General features: G+C 39.4%; 27 protein-coding genes. All 27 read right to left on the reverse strand.

What is annotated here, in order from left to right:
* Window positions 1–45: 45 nt before the first annotated feature.
* Entirely contained in the window at window positions 46–282 is a 237-nt protein-coding gene (locus OK414_RS26750) for a DUF1146 family protein (protein WP_013059797.1), read from the reverse strand.
* A 274-nt stretch (window positions 283–556) separates the two neighbouring features.
* A complete protein-coding gene (locus tag OK414_RS26755) occupies window positions 557–961 on the reverse strand; it encodes a F0F1 ATP synthase subunit epsilon (RefSeq protein WP_013085460.1) in 405 nt (134 codons plus the stop codon).
* A 26-nt stretch (window positions 962–987) separates the two neighbouring features.
* Complete coding sequence (gene atpD, locus OK414_RS26760) at window positions 988–2,409, reverse strand: F0F1 ATP synthase subunit beta (RefSeq protein ID WP_013059799.1); 1,422 nt, start codon at window positions 2,407–2,409, stop codon at window positions 988–990.
* A gap of 36 nt (window positions 2,410–2,445) precedes the next feature.
* Window positions 2,446–3,303 (reverse strand): F0F1 ATP synthase subunit gamma, encoded by an 858-nt coding sequence (locus tag OK414_RS26765; RefSeq protein ID WP_013059800.1) that lies wholly within the window; start codon window positions 3,301–3,303, stop codon window positions 2,446–2,448.
* A 105-nt stretch (window positions 3,304–3,408) separates the two neighbouring features.
* Window positions 3,409–4,917 (reverse strand): F0F1 ATP synthase subunit alpha, encoded by a 1,509-nt coding sequence (gene atpA, locus OK414_RS26770; RefSeq protein WP_013085461.1) that lies wholly within the window; start codon window positions 4,915–4,917, stop codon window positions 3,409–3,411.
* Between the two features lie 15 nt (window positions 4,918–4,932).
* A complete protein-coding gene (locus OK414_RS26775) occupies window positions 4,933–5,478 on the reverse strand; it encodes a F0F1 ATP synthase subunit delta (protein WP_013059802.1) in 546 nt (181 codons plus the stop codon).
* Entirely contained in the window at window positions 5,475–5,993 is a 519-nt protein-coding gene (locus tag OK414_RS26780) for a F0F1 ATP synthase subunit B (protein WP_013085463.1), read from the reverse strand. Before OK414_RS26780 ends, OK414_RS26775 begins: the two co-directional genes overlap by 4 nt.
* Window positions 5,994–6,095: 102 nt before the next feature.
* Window positions 6,096–6,308 (reverse strand): F0F1 ATP synthase subunit C, encoded by a 213-nt coding sequence (atpE, locus tag OK414_RS26785; RefSeq protein WP_013059804.1) that lies wholly within the window; start codon window positions 6,306–6,308, stop codon window positions 6,096–6,098.
* A gap of 90 nt (window positions 6,309–6,398) precedes the next feature.
* Complete coding sequence (atpB, locus tag OK414_RS26790; RefSeq protein WP_013059805.1) at window positions 6,399–7,109, reverse strand: F0F1 ATP synthase subunit A; 711 nt, start codon at window positions 7,107–7,109, stop codon at window positions 6,399–6,401.
* Window positions 7,110–7,127: 18 nt separating this feature from the next.
* Window positions 7,128–7,499 carry an ATP synthase subunit I gene (locus tag OK414_RS26795; protein WP_013059806.1) on the reverse strand — a complete coding sequence of 124 codons (372 nt, stop codon included), beginning with the start codon at window positions 7,497–7,499 and terminating at the stop codon, window positions 7,128–7,130.
* A gap of 6 nt (window positions 7,500–7,505) precedes the next feature.
* Complete coding sequence (locus tag OK414_RS26800; protein WP_013085464.1) at window positions 7,506–7,727, reverse strand: AtpZ/AtpI family protein; 222 nt, start codon at window positions 7,725–7,727, stop codon at window positions 7,506–7,508.
* A gap of 297 nt (window positions 7,728–8,024) precedes the next feature.
* Window positions 8,025–10,217 (reverse strand): S8 family serine peptidase, encoded by a 2,193-nt coding sequence (locus OK414_RS26805; protein ID WP_263045924.1) that lies wholly within the window; start codon window positions 10,215–10,217, stop codon window positions 8,025–8,027.
* A 67-nt stretch (window positions 10,218–10,284) separates the two neighbouring features.
* Window positions 10,285–11,436: a non-hydrolyzing UDP-N-acetylglucosamine 2-epimerase gene (gene wecB, locus OK414_RS26810; protein WP_016765923.1), complete on the reverse strand. Its 1,152-nt coding sequence runs from the start codon at window positions 11,434–11,436 to the stop codon at window positions 10,285–10,287.
* Window positions 11,437–11,458: 22 nt separating this feature from the next.
* Window positions 11,459–12,088 (reverse strand): uracil phosphoribosyltransferase, encoded by a 630-nt coding sequence (upp, locus tag OK414_RS26815; RefSeq protein WP_013059810.1) that lies wholly within the window; start codon window positions 12,086–12,088, stop codon window positions 11,459–11,461.
* Between the two features lie 213 nt (window positions 12,089–12,301).
* Complete coding sequence (gene glyA, locus OK414_RS26820) at window positions 12,302–13,546, reverse strand: serine hydroxymethyltransferase (protein ID WP_013059811.1); 1,245 nt, start codon at window positions 13,544–13,546, stop codon at window positions 12,302–12,304.
* Window positions 13,547–13,663: 117 nt separating this feature from the next.
* Window positions 13,664–14,215, reverse strand: a complete 552-nt coding sequence (locus OK414_RS26825) for a TIGR01440 family protein (protein WP_016765924.1) — start codon at window positions 14,213–14,215, stop codon at window positions 13,664–13,666.
* A gap of 35 nt (window positions 14,216–14,250) precedes the next feature.
* Window positions 14,251–14,712 carry a ribose 5-phosphate isomerase B gene (rpiB, locus tag OK414_RS26830; protein ID WP_263045925.1) on the reverse strand — a complete coding sequence of 154 codons (462 nt, stop codon included), beginning with the start codon at window positions 14,710–14,712 and terminating at the stop codon, window positions 14,251–14,253.
* A gap of 80 nt (window positions 14,713–14,792) precedes the next feature.
* Window positions 14,793–15,221, reverse strand: a complete 429-nt coding sequence (locus tag OK414_RS26835; protein WP_263045943.1) for a low molecular weight protein arginine phosphatase — start codon at window positions 15,219–15,221, stop codon at window positions 14,793–14,795.
* 231 nt (window positions 15,222–15,452) lie between these two features.
* Window positions 15,453–16,013, reverse strand: a complete 561-nt coding sequence (locus OK414_RS26840) for a manganese efflux pump MntP family protein (RefSeq protein ID WP_013085470.1) — start codon at window positions 16,011–16,013, stop codon at window positions 15,453–15,455.
* 67 nt (window positions 16,014–16,080) lie between these two features.
* Window positions 16,081–17,121, reverse strand: a complete 1,041-nt coding sequence (locus OK414_RS26845) for an L-threonylcarbamoyladenylate synthase (protein ID WP_016765926.1) — start codon at window positions 17,119–17,121, stop codon at window positions 16,081–16,083.
* Window positions 17,122–17,313: 192 nt separating this feature from the next.
* Window positions 17,314–17,760: a GNAT family N-acetyltransferase gene (locus OK414_RS26850; protein WP_034648269.1), complete on the reverse strand. Its 447-nt coding sequence runs from the start codon at window positions 17,758–17,760 to the stop codon at window positions 17,314–17,316.
* Window positions 17,761–17,845: 85 nt separating this feature from the next.
* Window positions 17,846–18,739, reverse strand: a complete 894-nt coding sequence (spoIIR, locus tag OK414_RS26855) for a stage II sporulation protein R (protein WP_016765928.1) — start codon at window positions 18,737–18,739, stop codon at window positions 17,846–17,848.
* Between the two features lie 121 nt (window positions 18,740–18,860).
* Window positions 18,861–19,712: a peptide chain release factor N(5)-glutamine methyltransferase gene (gene prmC, locus OK414_RS26860; protein WP_095380194.1), complete on the reverse strand. Its 852-nt coding sequence runs from the start codon at window positions 19,710–19,712 to the stop codon at window positions 18,861–18,863.
* A complete protein-coding gene (gene prfA, locus OK414_RS26865; RefSeq protein ID WP_013059820.1) occupies window positions 19,712–20,779 on the reverse strand; it encodes a peptide chain release factor 1 in 1,068 nt (355 codons plus the stop codon). Before prfA ends, prmC begins: the two co-directional genes overlap by 1 nt.
* Window positions 20,780–20,917: 138 nt before the next feature.
* Window positions 20,918–21,532, reverse strand: coding sequence for a thymidine kinase (locus tag OK414_RS26870; RefSeq protein ID WP_226897604.1), 615 nt, complete (start codon window positions 21,530–21,532; stop codon window positions 20,918–20,920).
* Between the two features lie 204 nt (window positions 21,533–21,736).
* Complete coding sequence (gene rpmE, locus OK414_RS26875; protein ID WP_013085477.1) at window positions 21,737–21,937, reverse strand: 50S ribosomal protein L31; 201 nt, start codon at window positions 21,935–21,937, stop codon at window positions 21,737–21,739.
* 154 nt (window positions 21,938–22,091) lie between these two features.
* Complete coding sequence (gene rho / locus OK414_RS26880) at window positions 22,092–23,366, reverse strand: transcription termination factor Rho (RefSeq protein WP_013059823.1); 1,275 nt, start codon at window positions 23,364–23,366, stop codon at window positions 22,092–22,094.
* Window positions 23,367–23,448 lie beyond the last annotated feature (82 nt).

The raw sequence follows: 23,448 nt of genomic DNA on the forward strand, positions 1-23,448 counted from the left end.
TCAATGAATGAACGCCTATTTTATCATAGACTCATAGCTTGCCAATCATTGAAAAAATGAGGGAATGCGCTGTGACCAAAATAAATAATCCAAAAAGAAATTACTTACTGTTGATGAAATCGTAATGGTCAATAAAATAAGCATTAATTTTGCTTGAAACACATGATTAGGTTTCATCAGCTTTTCAATTTGAAAGCCTTGCAAAGCATACCAAGTAATCACAATAAAAATCAAATGTGAAATCATGGTTAGTAACGTTTGCTGTTCAATTCCTCCAAACAATAAAAGCACTCCTTTTAAACACCATATGAAAAGAAGAGACGATGATCGTCTCTTCTTTTCATATTAAAGCACAATTATGCAAATTCGTAAACGGTAACATGAAAAACATTTATTTTATTCCCTATTTTAAGATCCTTTTCCACTATTGAGCAAAATAAAGAAGATAGATGCGCTTAGTTAAATGGAATATATAATCATAGATCAATGCTATTTGCTCTTCCCTTTTTGTATAATAGAGCAAAAAAGCCCTCTCATTCGTTTGAGAGGGCTTTTTTTAGAACTTACGTTGACTAATATCTAAACGATTGACTGCCCGTTTTAAGGCAATTTCAGCACGCTTAACATCAACGTCATCTTGTTTGCTATCAAGGCGCATTTCAGCGCGCTTTTTCGCTTCTTCTGCACGAGCTATGTCAATCTCTTCAGCTGTTTCAGCAGCCTGTGCAAGAATTGTTACTTTGTCAGGTCTTACTTCAAGAAATCCTCCGCTAACAGCCACAAGTTCTGTACTGCTTGCTTTCTTCAAGCGGACGGCTCCAATTTGTAAAGGAGCAACCATCGGAATATGGCCATGTAAAATACCAAGCTCACCACTCTGTGCTCGGGTACTTACCATTTCCACTTCTGATTCGTAAACTGGGCCATCAGGAGTCACTACACTGACATGGATTGTCTTCATTTAAAAAACCTCCTATGTCCCTTAAATTAAACTTCTACTCCCATACGTTTCGCATTTTCAATAACTTCTTCAATGCGACCAACTAAACGGAACGCATCTTCAGGTAAATGATCGTATTTACCTTCCAAGATCTCTTTAAATCCTTTAACAGTTTCTTTTACAGGAACATAAGAACCTTTTTGACCTGTAAATTGTTCTGCTACGTGGAAGTTTTGAGATAAGAAGAATTGAACGCGACGAGCACGTTGTACAACAAGTTTATCTTCATCAGATAACTCATCCATACCTAGGATTGCAATGATATCTTGTAACTCTTTATAACGCTGTAACGTTTGTTGAACTTGACGCGCAATTGCATAGTGCTCTTCTCCAACAATTTCAGGAGATAAAGCGCGAGATGTAGATGCTAATGGATCTACCGCAGGGTAAATACCCATCTCTGATAATTTACGCTCTAAGTTTGTTGTTGCATCTAAGTGAGCAAATGTTGTCGCTGGAGCTGGATCCGTATAGTCATCGGCTGGTACGTAAATCGCTTGAATCGATGTTACAGAACCTACGCTTGTTGACGTAATACGCTCTTGAAGCTGACCCATTTCTGTCGCTAACGTTGGCTGATAACCTACTGCTGATGGCATACGGCCAAGTAATGCTGATACTTCCGAACCCGCTTGTGTGAAACGGAAGATATTATCAATAAAGAATAATACGTCTTGACCTTGTTCGTCACGGAAGTATTCTGCCATTGTTAATCCTGTTAATGCAACACGTTGACGTGCACCAGGTGGCTCATTCATTTGTCCAAATACCATAGCCGTCTTCTTAATAACACCAGAATCTGTCATTTCATGGTATAAGTCATTACCTTCACGCGTACGCTCACCTACACCAGCGAATACTGAAATACCGCCGTGCTCTTGAGCAATGTTATTGATTAATTCTTGAATCAATACTGTTTTACCTACACCGGCACCACCGAATAGACCGATTTTTCCACCTTTAATGTAAGGAGCTAATAAGTCTACTACTTTAATACCTGTTTCAAGAATTTCAGCTTGTGTAGATAGATTTTCGAACTTTGGTGCTTGACGGTGAATTGGATCACGACGTGCACCTGCATCGATTGGGGCGTCTAAGTCGATTTTTTCACCTAATACGTTAAATACACGACCTAACGTAACGTCACCAACTGGTACTGAGATTGCTGCACCTGTATCTTCTACTTCTAATCCACGAACTAAGCCGTCAGTGGATGACATTGCTACTGTACGAACTGTGTTATCACCTAAGTGAATCGCAACTTCTAATGTTAATTCGATTGCAACTTCACTTGCACTGCTCGGTTTATGTGAAATTTTAAGGGCGTTATAAATTGCCGGAAGGTGTCCGTTGTCAAACTTTACGTCTACAACTGGACCCATGATTTGAGTAACGCGTCCTTTTGTCATCGTGTTCCCTCCTAACTTGCTTTTCCATTAAACTTTCTATTCTAACGCTGCCGCTCCGCCAACAATTTCCGTAATTTCCTGGGTAATTGCCGCTTGACGTGCACGGTTATATGACAATGTAAGATTATTGATAAGATCTTTTGCGTTGTCTGTTGCACTTTTCATCGCTGTCATACGAGCAGCATGCTCACTTGCTTTTCCGTCAAGTAGGCCGCCGTAAATTAAACTCTCTGCATACTGAGGAAGTAATACTTCTAAAATCTCTTCTTGTGATGGTTCAAATTCATAACCAACAAGTTTACCAGAAGGTTGAAGATCTGTTAGAGGCAATAGCTTCTTCTCCGTCACTTCTTGTGAAATCGTATTGATAAAGTGATTGTAGTATAAGTAAAGTTCATCAAACGTACCGTCTGCAAACATTTGAACTGTTTGTGAAGCGATTCCTTGAATGTCAGCAAAAGCTGGCTGATCTGCTAAGCCTGTGATTTCAAGCAAAACCGGAATGCCGCGTTTCACGAAGAAATCTCTCCCTACTCGTCCAATTGCAATCACACCGTATTCATCAGGTGATTGATGGCGTTCTTCAATAGCTTGAGATACTTTTCGCAAAATATTACTGTTATATGCTCCTGCTAGGCCGCGATCTGAAGTGATTACGATGTAACCAGTCTTCTTCACACTGCGCGCAGTTAGCATTGGATGTGAAGCGCCTCTGCTGCCTAGGGCTACGCTTGAGACTACTTCTTGAATTTTTTCCATGTATGGAACAAACGATTTTGCATTTTGTTCCGCTCTATTCAGCTTTGCAGCTGAAACCATTTCCATTGCTTTCGTAATCTGGCTCGTTTTTTTCGTCGATGTGATTCGAGTTTGTATATCACGTAATGATGCCAAAGGTTTCACCACCTTGTTTTAGAAGATCACGTGGTATGAAAGGTGAACAAATGTTCACCTTCACCTTATTGAAAGATTGTCTTAACATACCATGCTGACAATATATTATTCAGATGCAATAAATGTTTTCTTGAATTCTTCAAGTGCTGATTCGAATACGCCAGCTTCAGGAAGTCCACCAGTTGTACGGATTGATTCAAGTACTTCTTTACGGTTTGATTCTAACCATGTTAAGTACTCGTCTTCAAAGCGCGTAATATCTGATACCGGAACATCATCTAAAAAGCCTTTTGTTAATGCGTAAAGCACAGCTACTTGTTTTTCTACGCGAAGCGGTTTGTGTAAACCTTGTTTTAAGATTTCAACTGTACGCGCTCCTCGATTTAATTTTGCTTGAGTTGCTTGGTCAAGATCAGAACCGAACTGAGCAAACGATTCAAGCTCACGATAAGATGCAAGGTCTAGACGCAGTGTACCTGCTACCTTTTTCATCGCTTTAATTTGTGCAGATCCCCCTACACGTGATACAGAAAGACCAGCATTAATCGCAGGACGCACGCCTGAGAAGAATAGATCTGACTGTAAGAAAATTTGTCCGTCTGTAATCGAAATTACGTTCGTTGGGATATAAGCAGATACGTCTCCTGCTTGCGTTTCAATAAATGGAAGAGCTGTTAATGAACCTCCACCTTTTGCGTCCGATAACTTTGCCGCACGCTCTAATAAACGAGAGTGCAGGTAGAATACATCCCCTGGATACGCTTCACGACCTGGAGGACGGCGTAATAGTAATGAAAGTTCACGATAAGCTGATGCTTGTTTTGTTAAGTCATCGTAAATAACAAGTACGTGCTTACCGTTATACATAAACTCTTCACCCATTGTTACCCCAGCATATGGCGCTAAGAATAATAGTGGGGCTGGTTGTGAAGCTGATGCTGTTACAACGATTGTGTAATCTAGAGCACCGTGTTTACGTAATGTCTCTACTACGTTACGAACTGTTGATTCTTTTTGGCCAATCGCTACATAGATACATACCATATCTTGATCTTTTTGGTTTAAGATTGTATCGATTGCTACCGATGTTTTACCCGTTTGACGGTCACCGATAATTAACTCACGCTGTCCACGACCGATCGGCACAAGTGCGTCAATCGCCTTGATACCTGTTTGAAGCGGCTCATGTACTGATTTACGATCCATAACGCCAGGTGCAGCACCTTCAATTGGACGTGTTTTTGTTGTTTCTACTGGGCCTAAGCCGTCTACTGGCTGACCTAATGAGTTAACAACACGACCGATTAACTGCTCCCCTACTGGAACTTCCATGATGCGTCCTGTACGGCGAACTTCGTCACCTTCACGAATTTCCGTATATGGTCCTAAAATAATGATACCTACATTGTTTTCTTCTAAGTTTTGTGCCATTCCCATGACACCATTTGAAAATTCAACCAGTTCTCCAGCCATGACATTGTCGAGGCCATGAGCACGTGCGATACCGTCCCCAACTTGGATAACAGTACCTACATCACTCACTTTAATCTCAGACTGATAGTTTTCAATTTGCTGCTTGATCAGCGCACTAATTTCTTCAGCTTTGATGCTCATGAATTTCACCCCTATCTACGATCTGTGTGCAAGAAGTCCTCGGTGGATCGTTTCTAATTTGCTGCTAATGCTGCCATCATAGATACGATTACCAATGCGAAGCTTCACGCCGCCGATTAGGCTTTTATCTACTATATTTGAAATATTTAACGTATGTTTTCCAACTTTAGAAGCAAATGATTGTGAGATTGCTCTTTTCTCATCTGCACTTAAAGGTTTGACAGAATAAACAGTTGCATCTGCCACGCCACGTACTTCGTTCGCTAGGAAACGATACTCTTTTACCATTTCGCTAACAATTTGAATGCGGTGACGCTCTAATAATAGAAGAACCGTATGTTGAACAGTTGGTGAAAGTTCAGCAAATGCCTCACTTACAAACTGTTTTTTTCGCTCAATTGTAATTTTTGGATGAGTTAATACATCCATTAATTCAGGTGTTTTAGCAAACACCTCTTCAACGATTTGTAGCTGGTCTTGCATTTCATCGATCATCTGTTTTTCTGTTGCTAATTGAAAAAGAGCTAGTGCATAGCGTTTGGCTACAGCTGGTTGACTCATCGTACATCCCCTACTTCTTGGATATATTCATGAATTAACTTCTCTTGATCTTGTTCAGAAAGTTCTTTTTCAATAACTTTCGACGCAATTAAAACAGATAATGAAGCAACTTGCTCACGTAACGCAGCAACTGCTTGATCTTTTTGCTGTTCGATTTCTTGTTTTGCTGCAGCTTTTAGACGCTCAGACTCTTCGCGTGCTGCCGCAATGATTTCTTCTTTTTTATCTTCTGCAGACTTTCTAGCGTTTTCCATCATTACTTGCACTTCTTGACGAGATTGCTTTAAGATTTCACGCTGCTCTTCAACAAGCTTCTTCGCTTCCTCATTTTGCTTTTCTGCTTCATCAATCTCACCGGCAATATGCTCTTCACGTTTTTTCATGATTCCCATTACAGGACCAAACGCGAATTTTTGAAGTAACGCAAGTAGGATAAGGAACATCACTAATTGGAAAAGAATATCTCCACCATTAATGCCTGCTGCTCCTAACACAAACATGTTCGACACGGCCATGTTCACTCCCTTCAGAGACTCCACATATATAATTTACTTATTAAAGACATAAAGTAATGGCGAAGGTTCTTTTGAATGATCTTCGCCACATGTAACACATTATTATTTACCTTGTACCATGAATGCAATAACTACGGCGATAATTGGAAGCGCCTCAACTAAGGCAACCCCAACGAACATCATTGAAGTTAATGTACCACGTGCTTCTGGTTGGCGAGCTGTGCCTTCAATCGTCTTAGAAACGATAAGACCGTTACCAATACCAGCACCTAGTGCCGCTAAACCAATCGCAATTGCAGATGCTATTAAACCCATTTTATAAAGTCCTCCCTTAATATATATGATTTTGTTTAACTAAGTTTTGTTTTGTCCAAATTGGGTATTACTTGAACAAAGCTTTATAAATTAATGGTCGCTACTCACTTTGTGAGATAAATAAACCATCGTTAACATTGTGAAAATGAAGGCCTGAATTGCGCCTACAAAAATACTGAATCCTTGCCATAAAAGCATTGGAATAGCAGCTCCAATTGTACCTAGGAAGCCTGTTGTTGCTAAACCAGCTAGCAAGCTTAACAAAATTTCCCCAGCATAAATATTACCGTAAAGACGAAGGCCAAGCGTTAACGTATTGGCAAACTCCTCGATAATCTTAAGCGGGAATAAAAACGCCATTGGCTTGAAGTAATCTTTCGTGTATGCAGAAAAACCTCGCATTTTAATACCATAATAATGTGATAGTACAACTACCATAACGGCTAACGTCAGCGTAATTGCTGGATCAGCGGTTGGCGATTTCCACCATAAGTTATGGTCAATCACGATGGCAAATGGAAGACCCAACATATTTGACACAAAAATGTACATAAGTAAAGTTACACCTAGCGTCAAAAAGCGGCCACCTGTTTTCCAATCCATATTGCTATTAACGAGTCCTTTAACAAAATCTAAGACCCATTCAATAAAGTTTTGTGCACCGCTTGGCTTCATAGCAAGAGTACGAGTACATAAAACTGCAATTAAGAATACAATAACAGAAGCTACGGTAACCATAAGCAAGTTACTTTGACTAAAAGTAAGGCCTAGAAACTCTATAGTTGGTGATTCATGACCCAACTGTGTTCACCTCTCTTTCTATCTTCTACGCATATTTTGAACAACTAAATCTATGATAATGACAACGTAATACGTCATTAATCCCACAACTACACTAATAATATGAAAGGTTTTTGGATAAGAGATGGTAATCACAACTGCGAGAGCAGCTGTTGCAAATCTTACAACAGTCCCAATTGAACGGGGCTTTTTCCCCTCATCCAACGCCTGTCCAAACTGCTCAAACTTTCTTACTAAGTTCCACAAATTATACAAACTCAGGGCGGTTCCTAAAATTAAACCTGCAAAAACAGCCTTATAACTTGTAAATCCCCAGCCGAGAACGTATAATGCTAACAAATACAATATGTATGAACGAAGTCTTGGAAAAACGTGCTGCAAATCCTGCATGAATTATTAATCTCCTGAAAAAAAATGGTGGACTGTCCGCAGCATCATAAAAACACCTGCTGCTAGCCCTGAAAGAAGGCCTAAAATCAAAAATAGTGGTTCGGTGTCAAGCCATTGATCAGCCCATCTTCCAGAGAATAAGCCAATTAAGACTGAACCTGCTAACTGTGATAGAATGATTGACACTAATGCCATCGCTTGCAAAGGATGACGGTTGCGATCTTTCATAAGCTCATACCCCTTTTGCAAAATTTTCTTTTTTCCGAATTCTCTATCGTTTTTATAGCTCAATATATGATAGAAAGGCAAAAAAAATTGCTAAAAAAGGTAAAAACAGCTAATAAAATACGCAGAAATATCAACGGTTTTCACAGGTTGAAAACCTTATCATTTATATTCCCTGTAAGCATACAATAGCGTATATTTAATGTCAATGTGTTTAAGCTAAAAACTTCACAATCTCTTCTTATTGTTCACATTTCTGCCACACATAAAACCTCTTCAAATGAAAACATTTAAAGAGGTTCATTCAATCGTTATTGTACTGTGTACAACCTGCTCTTGTCTATGCTTTTTCACAAATGCAAATATTTGGTAGGCCCCCGGCACAAGCGATTCATCGATCGTTATTTTCTGTTTTCTCATGCCTCTTTCTACATCAACGTCAACATCTAAATATGATATAAACTGTAAAGACTGCTTATCAAAAAGAGCAACGCCTAACTCATCTGCTCCTTCAGGCAAAAACAGTTCATAGCTATAAGTATTTTTCTCTTTTTCCGCTGCTACTTGCAATCCCATGATACGAGGATAATCTGGAATGCTAACCATGTACATATAAGGAAGCGAAAATGTTTCACGTGAATCATTTATTTCCAAATATCCGTCATATATACCTTTATTTTTAAAACGGGGCTGCACCGATAAAGTGACAGCTATTTCTTTTGTCTGATGGGGCTGCACCGTGACGGGTAATGGAACATCCCAGTTCACTCCTTCATCCCTTCTCGGAACGTTTAAGCGATACGTTTTTGCTTTATCAGACTGGTTATCAATTTTAAATGATAAGACTTTCTTTGATGAGCGCGTAAAAATACCGAAAGATAAAGAAGATGGATAAAATAAAGAGTCTGCTGTGACAGCTTTTGCTATTTGAATTCTCCCAGCTCCTTGTTCATATACGCGATACGTTTGACCATTTAGCTGCTGCATTACTTTACTTGTGTTCATCAATGAAGCTTTGACTTGTTCAGGAGACCAGTTCGGGTGAGCTTGTAAAATAAGAGCGCACGCTCCAGCTACATGGGGCGCAGCCATACTTGTTCCATGCATGCGTTCGTATCCCCCAGGAACTGTACTATTAATGAAGTAACCAGGTGCGACGACGTCCGGCTTGATTCCCCAAGTAGTCGTTACAGGTCCTCTTGAACTGAAAGATGTGAGCAAGTCTTGCACCACTTGCTTGCCAGTACGTAAGTATGGCTGTTGAGACTGAATGTATTGACTAATGGTATCACCGTTTTTTTTACTTATCCATATCACTGGAATATTTACTGACTCCTGTAGTTTACCGATTATGCTTTTTTCAGTCGGACTATATAAAATAACGGCTCTTGCTCCTGCCTGTTCAGCTTGTTTAATCTTTTTTTCAACCACATTTCCTTCTGCTTTTAGCAAAATGACGTTACCCAACGCATGCTTTTGCTCTTTGAAGTATTCTTCATTTATTACACGCAGCGTTTGATTAAACGTCCATGGACGAGACCCTTCTACTGGCGCCATCATAATTTTTTCTTTGCTAAATCCAATTGTTAGAAATTGAACTGTTGTCGGGGAAACAGAAGCGCCAACCGAAATAGCTTTTCCCGCTGTACCTGGAGAGCCCACAGTCCATAAACCTGGACCTGAATTGCCGCTGGATGTAACCGTTACAATTCCTTTTTCAACAGCTCGATCTAACGCTAAGCTTGTTGGTAAATCAGGGCCATTCACATCATTTCCTAATGATAAATTAATAATATCTACATCATCTTGAATTGCTTTTTCGATAGCTAGAATAACACTTTCAGACGTTCCAGCTCCACCAGGTCCAAGAGCTCGGTATGCGTAGATCTCCGCTTGAGGTGCTACACCTTTAATATTTCCATTTGCTGCAATAATACCAGCTACATGAGTGCCATGCAGAGTAGGCTCTCCTTGCTCCCGAGTGGTTTCCATCGGCTCATAATCTTTATCTATTACATCATACCCTCCCCTGTAGGTTTGTTTTAAATCGGGATGAGAATAATCAACACCCGTATCGATGACGCCTACTTTGATCCCTTTTCCTGTTAAGCGCCGATTATAAGTATCAAATAAGCCCCTTACCTGTTCTGAGCCAATGAAGGTTACGCTATTTTCTTCTGCAACCTGGTAGTTTTTAATAGAATGTGAACCAATAATAGAAGGATTATGAGATAGTTTTTCCAAATCCGAGATGGAGCCGTTTAATGAAAGTCCTGTAAATACCGTGTGAAATTCGCTCTTAATCTTTATATTAGGATAATTTTTTTGTAGCTGATTTTTAAATTCCGCGAATTTTTCTTTTTCAACCATGACAATTATTGATTTTTCCTGATGATTCATTTCTTGTTTTATAGAAGGAAATATCGGATTGAACGACATTTGCCCTCCCCCGCTCCCTAATATAAAGCTAATCATTAACCATTTAATCCACATAAAAAAACACCTCTCACACTATCGTGTCTCAAAGAGACACTTTTCATGTGAAAGGTGTTTAGAAATCTTACGAAAGCGGATTAAAAGCTTCCGGTCTATTTTCACGGCGGTTGAAATAGTAGCTAATAGCATCACAAATACGTTTAGAAGCTAAGCCATCTCCATAAGGATTCGATGCTTGTGACATTTGCTTATATACGTCTTCATCTATTAACAGCTCTTTTGCTAGCGTATAAATTGTTTCTTCTTCCGTTCCTGCTAGTTTGAGCGTTCCTGCTTCAATTCCTTCCGGTCGCTCTGTTGTATCACGAAGTACCAATACAGGTACGCCTAATGAAGGAGCTTCTTCTTGAACACCGCCCGAATCTGTCAAAATAATATGAGCGCGCTCAGCGAAGTTATGGAAGTCAATTACATCTAACGGTTCAATTAAATGAATGCGTGGATCATTTCCTAAGATATCGTTTGCTGTTTCTCTAACTACCGGATTCAAATGAACAGGATACACAACTTGCACATCTTCATGTTCATCCACAATACGTTTAACAGCACGGAACATGTTTTTCATTGGTTCGCCTAAATTTTCGCGTCGATGCGCCGTTAATAAAATAAGACGATCATCTCCCAATTTCGTTAACACTTCATGCTCATATGTCTCTTTTACTGTCGTTTTTAACGCATCGATAGCTGTGTTTCCAGTCACAAAGATTCGCTCTTCTTTTTTATTCTCTGCTTGCAAATTAGCTGCAGACTTATCTGTCGGAGCAAAGTGCAAATCAGCGAGAACGCCTGTAAGCTGACGGTTCATTTCTTCCGGATATGGAGAATATTTATTCCATGTGCGCAAACCTGCTTCAACATGTCCCACCTGAATTTGATTATAAAAAGCTGCTAGTCCGGCAATAAACGTCGTAGTTGTATCGCCGTGTACAAGTACGATATCCGGCTTTACTTTTTTCATTACGTCGTCCAAACCTTCTAATCCTCTGGTCGTTACGTCCATAAGAGTTTGGCGATCTTTCATAATGTTAAGGTCATAGTCAGGCTGAATGTCAAAAATGCTCAATACTTGGTCTAACATTTCACGGTGCTGAGCCGTTACCGTAACAATCGCTTCGAACTCCTCCGGTCGCTTTTTAAGCTCTAGCACTAGAGGGGCCATTTTAATTGCTTCTGGTCTTGTCCCGAATATCGTCATTACTTTAATTGGCTGCTTCATGTTCATCACCCGAATCTACAAATTATTTTGTACCGAATAAACGATCCCCTGCATCACCTAAACCTGGAACAATATATCCATGGTCATTTAATTTTTCATCTAATGCCGCAATGTAAATATCTACGTCAGGGTGTGCTTCTTTTACGATTTCCACGCCTTCAGGAGCAGCAATTAAACACATAAATTTAATGTTTTTAGCGCCTCTTTTTTTAAGAGAGTTGATTGCTTCTACAGCTGACCCTCCTGTTGCAAGCATAGGATCTACTACAATAAAGTCACGCTCTTCTACATCATTAGGCAGCTTTACATAATATTCAACAGGCTGTAATGTTTCTGGATCACGATATAAGCCAACGTGTCCAACTTTAGCAGCTGGCATTAGTTTTAAAAATCCATCTACCATGCCGATACCAGCACGAAGAATTGGAACGATACCAAGCTTTTTCCCTGCAATAACTTTTGACTTTGTTTTGCAAACCGGTGTTTCAATTTCAACGTCTTCTAGCGGTAAATCACGTGTCGCTTCAAAAGCCATTAAGCTTGCCACTTCATCAACTAATTCACGAAACTCTTTCGTTCCCGTTTTTACATCACGTATGTAAGTTAATTTGTGTTGAATAAGCGGGTGATCAAATACGTATACTTTGCCCATTGATATCTCTCCTTATATATAAAGATGTACACATTAAAATACCATTCAACGAATTGAATGGTACGTACTAGTAAAAACATATCTCTTGCTAATTAAATTTATACATTGCATTCATTTTACAGAAAAAAGTTTTTGAGTTCAAGCATTATTCAAAAAATGATTGAATTGCTACCACTTTCTCCATAAAAAAACAGGCACAAAGGCCTGTCTCTCTTACAATGATTTATACATTTCAAACTTGCTTGTTAAAGCTTCAACGCGTGTTTTAGCTTCAGCTAGCTTTTCTTCATCTTCAATATTTTTAAGCGTTAATCCGATGATAGAAGCAATTTCATCCATCTCTTCTAAGCCAAATCCGCGAGTTGTAACCGCAGCTGTACCAATACGGATACCGCTTGTTACAAATGGGCTTTGCTCATCATAAGGAATTGTATTTTTGTTTGTTGTAATACCTACATCATCAAGCGCTTTTTCAGCCACTTTGCCTGTCAAATTCATTGAGCTTACGTCGATTAACACAAGGTGATTGTCTGTTCCTTCAGATACAAGAGCAAATCCTTCTTTCTTTAATCCTTCTGCTAAACGATTAGCATTATCGATGATATTTTGAGCATAGTGCTTAAATTCATCTTGTAATGCTTCACCAAATGCTACTGCTTTTGCAGCGATAACGTGCATCAATGGACCACCTTGAATACCAGGGAAGATTGACTTATCAATCTTTTTCGCAAATTCTTCTTTACATAAAATCATACCGCCGCGTGGTCCGCGCAGTGTTTTATGTGTTGTAGTTGTAACGAAATGAGCATGTGGCACAGGATTTTGATGAAGTCCTGCAGCTACTAGACCAGCGATGTGAGCCATGTCTACCATTAAATAAGCTCCTACTTCATCAGCGATTTCACGGAAACGCTTGAAGTCGATTGCGCGCGGATATGCGCTTGCACCAGCCACAATTAATTTTGGTTTATGTGTACGAGCTTTTTCTAATACATCATCGTAGTTAATGCGATGTGTTTCACGATCTACGCCATATTCAATGAAATTATACTGAACACCACTAAAGTTAACAGGACTTCCGTGCGTTAAGTGACCGCCGTGCGATAAATTCATACCAAGTACTGTGTCTCCAGCCTCTAAAACTGTGAAATATACAGCCATGTTTGCTTGTGCACCTGAGTGAGGTTGAACATTCACGTGCTCTGCTCCGAAAATTTCTTTTGCACGATCACGAGCTAAGTCTTCTACTACGTCTACGTGTTCACAACCACCGTAGTAACGTTTAGCTGGATAGCCTTCAGCATATTTATTTGTTAAAACTGAACCTTGTGCTTCCATTACCGCTGTTGTTACAAAGTTTTCTGAAGCAATTAGCTCAATCTTAGTACGTTGTCTTTGTAATTCATCCTTGATCGCATTATAAACTGCTGGATCTTGTTGCATTAGTTGTTTCTCCATCAAAATCCTCTCCTCATTTCGTATTCGCAATGTTCGTTATTTGTTGATTCAACTACATTGTAACATGATTTATTTAGAATAAAAAAGAAAAAATGTGTATTATTTTAATATATTTAATTACGAAAGTTCGTAAAACGCTCTCATTCCACCAATTAGTTTTGGACGCGTCTTTGCTAAAGTAACATGAGCGTGTCCAACTGCGTTTAACGTACAACGAACGGGTACTGCGACATGCTTTAAATGCATACCAATGAATGTATCTCCAATATCAATACCGGCATCAGCTTTAATAAACTCTACCAAAACAGGATCTTTAAGCTGGCCATAGGCCTGTGTAGCCATCGCTCCGCCTGCTTTATGAATAGGCACAACACTAACCATTTCTAAACGCTCTTTGCGAGCTAATTCTCTTTCTACTACCAGTGCTCGATTGAGATGTTCACAGCATTGAAATGCTAAGTGAACACCCGTCTTTTTTCGAAAATCTGATAGTGTATCAAAAATCATTTCTGCGACTTCCATTGCGCCTGCGGTTCCTATTTTTTCACCAATTACCTCGCTTGTACTGCATCCAATGACAAGTGTATGTTCTGAAGACAACTGCACTTGTGCTAAAAAATCAGATAGAACTGTTTCCAACTGCTCTTTCCATTTCGTAAGTTCAGACACGTTTTTCTTCCTTTCTTTCATTGAATACGTTCACATTATACAGTTAATGTTGCATCACTTTGCTGCTCATACTGTTTAATTTTATTCACGCGATTTTCATGTCGGCCGCCTTCAAATTCTGTCATTAACCAAATTTTCGCAATTTCACATGCAAGTCCCGGCCCAATGACACGTTCACCCATTGCCAAAATGTTGCTATCATTATGTTCTCTTGTCGCTTTTGCACTAAACGTATCATGCACTAGAGCACAGCGAATTCCTTTTACTTTATTAGCTGCTATACTCATACCGATGCCTGTTCCACAAATAAGAATGCCTCGACTTACTTCTTGGCTCGCCACTTTTTGAGCAACGGGCAGTGCATAATCCGGATAGTCTACGGACGCTGTGCATTCACACCCTAAATCCACATATTCAATATTTAATTCTTCCATTAAAGAGATAATTTCCTGTCGCAAATTTATACCGCCGTGGTCAGATGCAATAGCTACTTTCATCTTTGTTTCCTCCTCATACGTACCTTCGTCTTATATTAAATTTCTGTTCATTTTAAGTCAGCAAAAATTTATGGGACCTTTTATAATTTGTCGACTATTTTGTTAATCATACGCTCTAACTCTTCTAAAGTCTGTTCGTACGTCTGTAATGATCCGCCAAACGGATCAGATACTTCACCTTGCTCGTCGGCAAATTCTTTTAGCGTAAATAATTTATCACTTACGTATGGAGCTTGGTTCAAAATCAGCATTTTATGCTGCTCCGTCATCGTAAAAATATAAGTAGCCCACATCAATTGTTCTTCCGTTAATGCTGCCGAAGCATGAAAACAAGCTATGCCTTTCTGGTGAAGGGCAACTTGTGCATGAACAGAAGCTTCACTTCCATTTGAAGCGAATACGCCTGCAGACTTCACGTTTATTCCATCTATCTCTTTAGCTTTGAGCAACGCTTCTGCCATAGGGCTGCGGCACGTGTTTCCTGTACATACAAATAAGATGTTTTTCAAGATACATCCTCCCTTGCTTTCACTATGTTCGACTATGTTGATATTCCACCCTATTGTATCTCTATTGCCTGCATAAATCCAGTTAGCTTTTTCAGGTATTTTTTTATCGATTATCGCTTCATGCATCTCGAAAAAACGACTTCGCTTTCCTTCTTTTATCACTACAATCCAAAAGAAGCAAAAAAAGACCATAACCTGCATGGTCATGATCCTTTACCTATTTATATATAGTTAAAAAGGTAATAACAATTTGATTCCAAAAGCTAATAAAATGCTCCCGCCCAGTGCCTCACTATATGAACCAATCCAACCTTGTACTCTTCTGCCTAGCAGCAATCCTAACCAAGTTAATAGCATACTCACTACGCCAAAAACAATAATGGTCAAAAACGTTCTTGCCCCAAAAATACCTAAGCTAAGTCCAACAGAAAAACTATCTAGACTCACGCTGAGCGCAAAAAATAACAGTCCAAAGCCAACTGGTTTGATAAACGGCGTATCGTCATGCTTAAAGGATGAATAAATCATCTGAGCCCCAAGAATCAACAATAAAATTCCACCGCCATAGGTAGCAAACATTCCAAGTTTATCAGACAAAAGTCGTCCAATAAACATGCCTAACAGCGGCATCCAAATATGAAATACACCGATAACAACACCAATGTAGAAAATTTGGCGAAAGCGTAAACGAATTAATCCCATTCCCAAACCAACTGAGAAAGCATCCATTCCTAAGGCAAACGCCATAATGACTAATGTGATCATTTCACTAATTAACTGAGATACATTCATCTTTACCCTCCTCGGACGTGCTCCTATTTCAAAATATGCACATTCGAAAAGGTTTAGAAGATGAATTTTATTGCTTAATCACGTGATGTCCTGCAGCTTTCATTAATCGGTTCATAACGGCATGACCGACTCCTTCTTCAGAAAAACTTTCACTAACGATAACATCTACGTCACACTCATTAAATGAACGAAGCGACTCGTATAAGTGGCTAGCAACCGTCTCTAAATTTGAACGAGATCCACATGTGATAACCGCATCCGCTTTATACGCATCTTCATGTTCAGATGTCGTTAATACCCCCACTCGCTTACCCTGATCTTTATAGCGATCGATAATAGATTGGAAAAAATCTGAACTGCCGTCAACAATGACAAGCGGTGCATCAGGTGCGTAATGCGTGTATTTCATACCTGGAGATTTTGGCGCTTCTTTATCACTTAGTAACGCTCGATCTACTTTTACGGGACCAATGACATTTTCCAACTCTTTCTGAGTAATGCCGCCCGGACGTAAAATAATAGGAATCTCTTCAGTACAATCAAGGACAGTCGACTCTACTCCTACCCCTGTTGCTCCTCCATCTACAACTCCGCTAATACGCCCTTCTAAATCATTCATCACATGATGAGCTAGAGTGGGACTTGGCTTACCGGAAAGGTTTGCACTAGGAGCTGCGATAGGCAAAGCCACTTTTTTTAATAATGCGAGGGCTACCGGATGTGATGGCATTCTCACTGCAATGCTGTTTAAACCAGCCGTAACCTTATCTGAAACTCGATCTTTTTTGGGCAATATTACTGTAAGAGGACCCGGCCAAAAAGCATCAATCACTTTCTCTGCTTTTGAAGGAATCGACTCTACAAATGTATGAAGCTGCTCTTTATCTCCAATATGAACAATAAGAGGGTTATCACTAGGACGTCCTTTCGCTGCAAAAATTTTATCCACAGCTTTATCCGATGTTGCATCTCCTCCTAGTCCATACACCGTCTCTGTAGGAAAAGCAACCACTTCGTGATTGCGCAGCAAATCTGCTGCTTCTTCTATCTGTGGATAAATATCTTTTTCGTTCGTAAAATTATCCACAACCCATAACTTAGTTTCCATCTTCTTCAACTCCTTTTTCTTTCTATATCTAGGTTTTTTTTACTTTAAAAGTACAATATGTATCAAAGATAGTAAAATACCTGCATTCATTATATCAACAAACAAGCTTTATCCACAAAATGTGGATAAAGCTTATGTTTTTGTGAATAACATTGTGGATACCCAATCAAAATGATTTATCCACATTTTCTTTTAACTAGCTGCATAAAACATCACATAGACATCCCGAGGGTTTGGTAACTTTTTTAAATAAGAATGTTCTTTTAACAACTCAGGCAGTGCACTGTAAGATGTTTGCTGAAAATTCATCATTTGAAAAAAATGTAGAGAAGATGCCTTATTTGTTAGTAAATATAGTTGCTTCACGCCATGCTTTTGAGCCAGCTGGACGATGCTTTTAAATAGCAGCAGAATATCAGATTGCATTAAAGAAGGAGACACGACAAGGGAGCGGAGAATTCCATCCACACCTTCTTTTTCAAACCCAACTGTTGCTAGCAGCTCGCCTTCTTCATTTTCCATTATGACAAATTGATGAATATGCTCTTCCACGCCAGCTGTGCTGATGCCCGCTTTTTGTAAGAACTGCTCAATTCGAATATAATCATTTTCACTAGCAATTTTTAATTGTTCTCTCATTTTAATCACCTCAACTTGTTTTCTAGTAACAAATCTATGAGGTGATTAAAAAAAGTAGAACTGAATTTTATTTTTAATGATTCTATTAATTAAATACTGACGATACCCATTCTACTACAAAAAACTTAACTTCTACGGAATCTTCTTTTGATTTAGAATCAGCTTTTTTCTTAGATGAAACAGATTTTTCAGCTTCTTTACTTTCCTTTTTTTCAGCCTTAGCACTTGTTTCTTCCTTTACTGTGCTGCTTGTATCTTTTGCAATTACTTCTGTAGAAGATACTGTTGGTTGAGAAGGTTCCTCAGCTTTCTGCTCAATAGAATCCGATGTAATAGTTGCAGATTGAATTTCTGTTTTCACTGCGGGTTCTTTACTTTCAGCCGATTTGTCATCTGTTTTGTCTGCAGATTTTGATTCAGAAGCTGCTGGTTTCTCTTTTTCTTCCTTTGGCTCTTCTTCAGATGGCTCCGGCGCTTTTACCGCTTCACCGTTTGAGAAATCTAAGAAGCATAAAGGAGGAAATAGTACGCACCACCAGTTTGCTCCCTCTCCTTTGCCAAGAGTAATAAGCACGGCTTCATACTCACCTGCTGGATATAAGAACTGACCGTACAACTTAGTAGGAAACTCTACTTTTCCGAATTTAACATGAACAGATTCATTTACGCCTTCTTCTTTTAGCACTTCTTTCGCAATTGTTTCAAGCGCCGGCAAATTTTCTTTAATTGTTTTTCGAGCTACAGTTACAGATGTTAAATTTTTTACCCATTCTGTGATTTGTTCGTTCACGCGGTCACGAATCAGACGTTTTACGTACTGGTCTTTTTCACCGTCGCTGTTTGCTAAAATGCGCAGTCGAATTGCCTCGTCTGGAATGACTGCAGGCTGATCTGCCTGCACTTGGTTATGTGTATATATAAGTTGAGCATTTGCTCCAATAATTAATAAAATAAAATAAATGATAGCATATTTCTTCATTTCGGCCACCGCCCTTTCATAGGAACAGTATGGCCGAAAGCAAGATATCTTAAACTAGTAATTTAGTAAAAAAATGCATGATTTTCAAAAATCAAAGGGAAAATCATTCCCTCTGATTTTTTTAGTTCTCGCGAAGTTGTGCAAAAACCATTCGATCTTTTCCATTAATATCATATACACATTCTACAAAAGCTGTCGGAAACGTTTTTTGCAGCATCTCAGCTACATCTTTTGTCTGTCCGGCCCCGACTTCAAATCCAATAATACTATTTGACTTCGTCACATATGGCAACTCTTCCATGAAACGTCGATAAAAATCCAGGCCATCTTTTCCACCAAAAAGAGCTCGGTTTGGCTCATGATCTTTTACCACTGTGGACAACTCATCATCTGCTGGAATATAAGGCGGATTAGACACAATTACATCAAATTTCTGATTCGATAATAAAAATGGTTGTAATAGATCTCCCTGTATAAATATGACAGCAGCGTCCAGGTTTTGAGCATTTTCTTTAGCTACGCTTAAAGATTCTATAGCTATATCTGTTGCTGTAACTTCCACTCTGTCAAGCTCCAAAGCTAAAGTGATAGCAATTGCCCCACTTCCCGTTCCAATATCTAAAAGCTCAATAGGCTGGTGTTGAAATTCTTTTTTTATTCGAGAAATCATTCCGTATACCAGTTCTTCCGTTTCGGGTCTTGGAATTAATACATGTTCGTTTACAATAAATGAACGCCCGTAAAATTCTTCTGTCCCGATTAGATATTGTACAGGCATACCTGCTTTATGAGCATGGACATCTTGTTCAAATCTTTTTAGAATTTCTTCTTCTAGTTCTTCCTGCAGAGCACCTAGCAAATGAGTTCTCGTCATCTGCAAGTGATGGCGAAGCAAGAGTTCTCCCGCGTTTTCATCTCGCTTTGCCTCTTTCAAAAAAGAAGAAGCCCACTTAAGGGCTTCAAATACTTTCATTAGTTCGAATCTTCCATTCGGCGCGCTTGGTCTTCCATGACTAATGCATCGATAATTTCATCAAGCTTGCCTTCTAAGATTTGATCTAGCTTTTGAATCGTCAGACCAATACGGTGGTCCGTTACGCGATTTTGCGGGAAGTTATACGTACGGATACGCTCGGAGCGATCTCCAGATCCAACTGCTTGTTTGCGCGTTGCATCGTACTCTGCTTGTGCTTCTCGCTGGAACTTATCGTACACGCGAGCACGCAATACTTTCATTGCTTTTTCTTTATTTTTAATTTGAGACTTTTCATCTTGACATGATACCACTGTATTTGTTGGTAAATGCGTTAAACGAACGGCTGACATCGTCGTATTAACACTTTGGCCACCAGGTCCACTTGAAGCAAATGTATCTACACGGATGTCTTTTTCATGAATGTCCACTTCGACTTCTTCCGCTTCAGGAAGACATGCTACCGTCGCTGTAGATGTATGAATACGACCGCCTGATTCTGTTTCAGGAACCCGTTGAACACGGTGTGCACCGTTTTCAAATTTCATCTTTGAGTACGCACCTTTACCGTTAATCATAAAGATAATTTCTTTATAACCGCCTACTCCAGTAGTCGTTGCTTCCATTACTTCTGTTTTCCAGCCTTGGGATTCAGCAAAGCGCGAATACATGCGGTACAAATTAGCTGCGAATAATGCTGCTTCATCTCCACCAGCCGCTCCACGAACCTCCATGATTACGTTTTTATCATCGTTTGGATCTTTTGGAATTAATAAAATACGTAGCTTTTCAACTAGCTCTTCTTGCTGCGTTTCTAACTCGGCAATTTCTTCTTTTACCATGTCACGCATATCCGCATCAAGCTTATCTTCAAGCATCGTTTTCGCTTCTGATAACTGCTCTTTTACATCTTTGTATTCCTGATAAGCCGCTACCGTTTGTTGTATATCTGATTGTTCCTTCGAATATTCTCTCAACTTAGAGGGGTTGTTTACGATCTCAGGGTCACTCAGAAGTTCGTTTAACTTCTCATAGCGCGCCTCTACCGCTTCTAAACGATCAAACACGTCATTCACCTCATTCTTTATCCATAACATTGTAATTATAGTATAGCTTTAAAATAGAGTCAAAACCTTGTTAATACACGTATATGAACAAAAAAACAGAACTGCGCGTTCTGTTTTTATCATCATAAAATTCTTGCTTTATTTTTCGACCATTTCGCTTGAGTCCACAGACACCGCTTGTCCTTTAGACTTTTGCACAACGTGGCAATGACGACATCTTGGTTCGTACGATTCAGACGCACCGACTAAAATAATAGGGTCGTCATAAGAAGCAGGCTCACCGTTAATCAAACGCTGCGTACGGCTCGCAGGAGAGCCACATGAAGCGCACACAGCCTGTAGCTTTGTTACCGACTCTGCAATAGCCATTAACTGCGGCATTTGTCCAAAAGGTTCACCTTTGAAGTCTTGATCTAACCCCGCTACAATCACACGAAAGCCTTGATCCGCTAAAGATTGAACAATTTCTAAAATATCTGTGTCAAAAAACTGTACTTCATCTATCGCTACTACGTCTGTCTCTTCATCTACTCGCTTTAAAATATCGCGCGATGCCGAGATTGAATAAGCCATAACAGATGTACCATTATGTGAAACAACCGCTTCTTCGCTATATCGATTATCGATTGCAGGCTTGAACACTTGTGCTTTTTGTTTAGCAAACTGCGTGCGGCGCACACGTCGAATTAACTCTTCTGATTTCCCTGAAAACATACTGCCACAAATTACTTCTATCCAACCGCTTTGTTTCATTACGTACACCACTGCGGGACTCTCCCTTCTTCTCGTTCCGTTTCTGAGCGAACCGCTACTAACTTAATCTACGTCTTCTATGTAGATCTTATTCCTATGATAAAGTACCCACTTTTTTATCAAGTAGACACTGTTTTTCTACTTTTATAAGCAAAAAAACAGGCAAGAAGTTAAGCTACTTGCCTGTTTGTTTCGACAATGTGATTATTTAAGACCGTATTTTTTGTTGAAGCGATCAACACGGCCACCAGCTTCAGCGAATTTTTGACGACCAGTGTAGAATGGGTGACATTCAGAACAAGTCTCAACGCGGATCTCTTCTTTTACAGAACCACTTTCAAATTCGTTTCCGCAAGTACATTTAACCATAACTGTTTTATAGTTTGGATGAATTCCTGTTTTCATTCGTTTCATCTCCTTCCGCCCTGAATCATTCTGAAACAGAGTTTATTGATAAAGATAGTGATGAAATAATAACTATTTCACTGTGTACTTTATCAACACACATGATGAAATTATAACAAGGGTTGTATGCTTTTGCAACCACATGTTTTATAACTTATCGTTTATTTGCTAGAAGCGTTTTTTTCTCTTCCGTTAACATCGAGAAGAATTCTTCATTTGTCTTTGTTTGACGTAAACGTTTTAAGAATTTTTCTGCAAAATCAGGAGCATCTGCCATTGATTTACGAATTGCCCATAAGTGGTCTAAATGCTCTTTTGGAATTAGCAGCTCTTCTTTACGTGTGCCTGAGCGACGAATGTCAATCGCAGGGAAGATACGTTTTTCAGCTAGTGAACGATCTAGATGCAGTTCCATGTTACCTGTACCTTTAAATTCTTCATAAATAACATCATCCATACGAGAGCCTGTATCAATTAAGGCTGTTGCTAGAATGGTTAAGCTGCCTCCATCTTCAATGTTACGAGCAGCTCCAAAGAATCGTTTTGGGCGGTGAAAAGCAGCCGGGTCAATACCCCCTGATAGTGTACGACCGCTCGGTGGAATAACTAAGTTATAAGCACGAGCAAGTCTTGTGATGCTATCCATCAAAATGACAACATCTTTTTTGTGTTCGACTAATCTCATCGCACGTTCAAGTACAAGTTCCGCTACTTTAATGTGGTTTTCTGGCACTTCGTCAAATGTAGAACTGACAACATCACCGTCAACCGAACGCTCAATGTCCGTCACTTCCTCAGGACGTTCATCAATAAGAAGAACAATCAATTCTGCATCAGGATGATTCGTTGTAATGCTATTGGCAATTTCTTTTAACAGCATCGTTTTACCTGCTTTTGGCGGCGCGACAATTAGTCCCCTTTGCCCAAATCCAATTGGTGAAATCAAGTCAATAATACGCGTAGAGAAACTTCTTGGCTGAGTTTCTAGCAGCATTTGTTCATTTGGATAAATAGGCGTTAGCGCTGGAAAATGCACGCGATCTTTTGACGTTTCCGGATCTTCTCCGTTTACCGCTTCTACATGTAATAATCCGTAGTAACGCTCATTTTCTTTTGGAGGACGAACTTTCCCCGATACCTTGTCTCCATTACGCAGATCGAAGCGACGAATTTGTGAAGCTGAGATATAAATATCTTCTGAACTCGGTGAATAGTTAATTGGTCGTAGGAAACCGAATCCTTCTGACTGAATAATTTCAAGAACGCCTTCCATAAATAAAAGCCCATCTTGTTCAGCTTGAGCCTTTAAAATAGCAAAGACAAGTTCTTTTTTCGTTAATTTACTATAGTACGAAACTTTATACTCACGAGCATGTTCATACAGCTCTTTTAATTTCATATTTTCTAAACTGGATAATGTTAAGTTCATTAGGACACCACGCTTTATAATGAATAATTTTTAACCGTTCCTCCCATATTAAATTCAAATATAAAATTGAGAGATGATATGG

This window comes from Priestia sp. JV24 (assembly GCF_025910025.1).
Taxonomy (GTDB): domain Bacteria; phylum Bacillota; class Bacilli; order Bacillales; family Bacillaceae_H; genus Priestia; species Priestia megaterium.

Excerpts from the sequence above, each read along its gene's own strand:
- OK414_RS26755 (WP_013085460.1), bottom strand. The coding sequence starts at position 961 with ATGAAGACAATCCATGTCAGTGTAGTGACTCCTGATGGCCCAGTTTAC.
- atpD (WP_013059799.1), bottom strand. The coding sequence starts at position 2,409 with ATGACAAAAGGACGCGTTACTCAAATCATGGGTCCAGTTGTAGACGTA.
- atpA (WP_013085461.1), bottom strand. The coding sequence starts at position 4,917 with ATGAGCATCAAAGCTGAAGAAATTAGTGCGCTGATCAAGCAGCAAATT.
- OK414_RS26775 (WP_013059802.1), bottom strand. The coding sequence starts at position 5,478 with ATGAGTCAACCAGCTGTAGCCAAACGCTATGCACTAGCTCTTTTTCAA.
- OK414_RS26780 (WP_013085463.1), bottom strand. The coding sequence starts at position 5,993 with ATGGCCGTGTCGAACATGTTTGTGTTAGGAGCAGCAGGCATTAATGGT.
- atpE (WP_013059804.1), bottom strand. The coding sequence starts at position 6,308 with ATGGGTTTAATAGCATCTGCAATTGCGATTGGTTTAGCGGCACTAGGT.
- OK414_RS26795 (WP_013059806.1), bottom strand. The coding sequence starts at position 7,499 with ATGCAGGATTTGCAGCACGTTTTTCCAAGACTTCGTTCATACATATTG.
- OK414_RS26800 (WP_013085464.1), bottom strand. The coding sequence starts at position 7,727 with ATGAAAGATCGCAACCGTCATCCTTTGCAAGCGATGGCATTAGTGTCA.
- OK414_RS26805 (WP_263045924.1), bottom strand. The coding sequence starts at position 10,217 with ATGTGGATTAAATGGTTAATGATTAGCTTTATATTAGGGAGCGGGGGA.
- wecB (WP_016765923.1), bottom strand. The coding sequence starts at position 11,436 with ATGAAGCAGCCAATTAAAGTAATGACGATATTCGGGACAAGACCAGAA.
- upp (WP_013059810.1), bottom strand. The coding sequence starts at position 12,088 with ATGGGCAAAGTATACGTATTTGATCACCCGCTTATTCAACACAAATTA.
- glyA (WP_013059811.1), bottom strand. The coding sequence starts at position 13,546 with ATGGAGAAACAACTAATGCAACAAGATCCAGCAGTTTATAATGCGATC.
- rpiB (WP_263045925.1), bottom strand. The coding sequence starts at position 14,712 with ATGAAAGTAGCTATTGCATCTGACCACGGCGGTATAAATTTGCGACAG.
- OK414_RS26840 (WP_013085470.1), bottom strand. The coding sequence starts at position 16,013 with ATGAATGTATCTCAGTTAATTAGTGAAATGATCACATTAGTCATTATG.
- OK414_RS26845 (WP_016765926.1), bottom strand. The coding sequence starts at position 17,121 with ATGGAAACTAAGTTATGGGTTGTGGATAATTTTACGAACGAAAAAGAT.
- OK414_RS26850 (WP_034648269.1), bottom strand. The coding sequence starts at position 17,760 with ATGAGAGAACAATTAAAAATTGCTAGTGAAAATGATTATATTCGAATT.
- spoIIR (WP_016765928.1), bottom strand. The coding sequence starts at position 18,739 with ATGAAGAAATATGCTATCATTTATTTTATTTTATTAATTATTGGAGCA.
- prmC (WP_095380194.1), bottom strand. The coding sequence starts at position 19,712 with ATGAAAGTATTTGAAGCCCTTAAGTGGGCTTCTTCTTTTTTGAAAGAG.
- OK414_RS26870 (WP_226897604.1), bottom strand. The coding sequence starts at position 21,532 with ATGAAACAAAGCGGTTGGATAGAAGTAATTTGTGGCAGTATGTTTTCA.
- rpmE (WP_013085477.1), bottom strand. The coding sequence starts at position 21,937 with ATGAAAACAGGAATTCATCCAAACTATAAAACAGTTATGGTTAAATGT.
- rho (WP_013059823.1), bottom strand. The coding sequence starts at position 23,366 with ATGAACTTAACATTATCCAGTTTAGAAAATATGAAATTAAAAGAGCTG.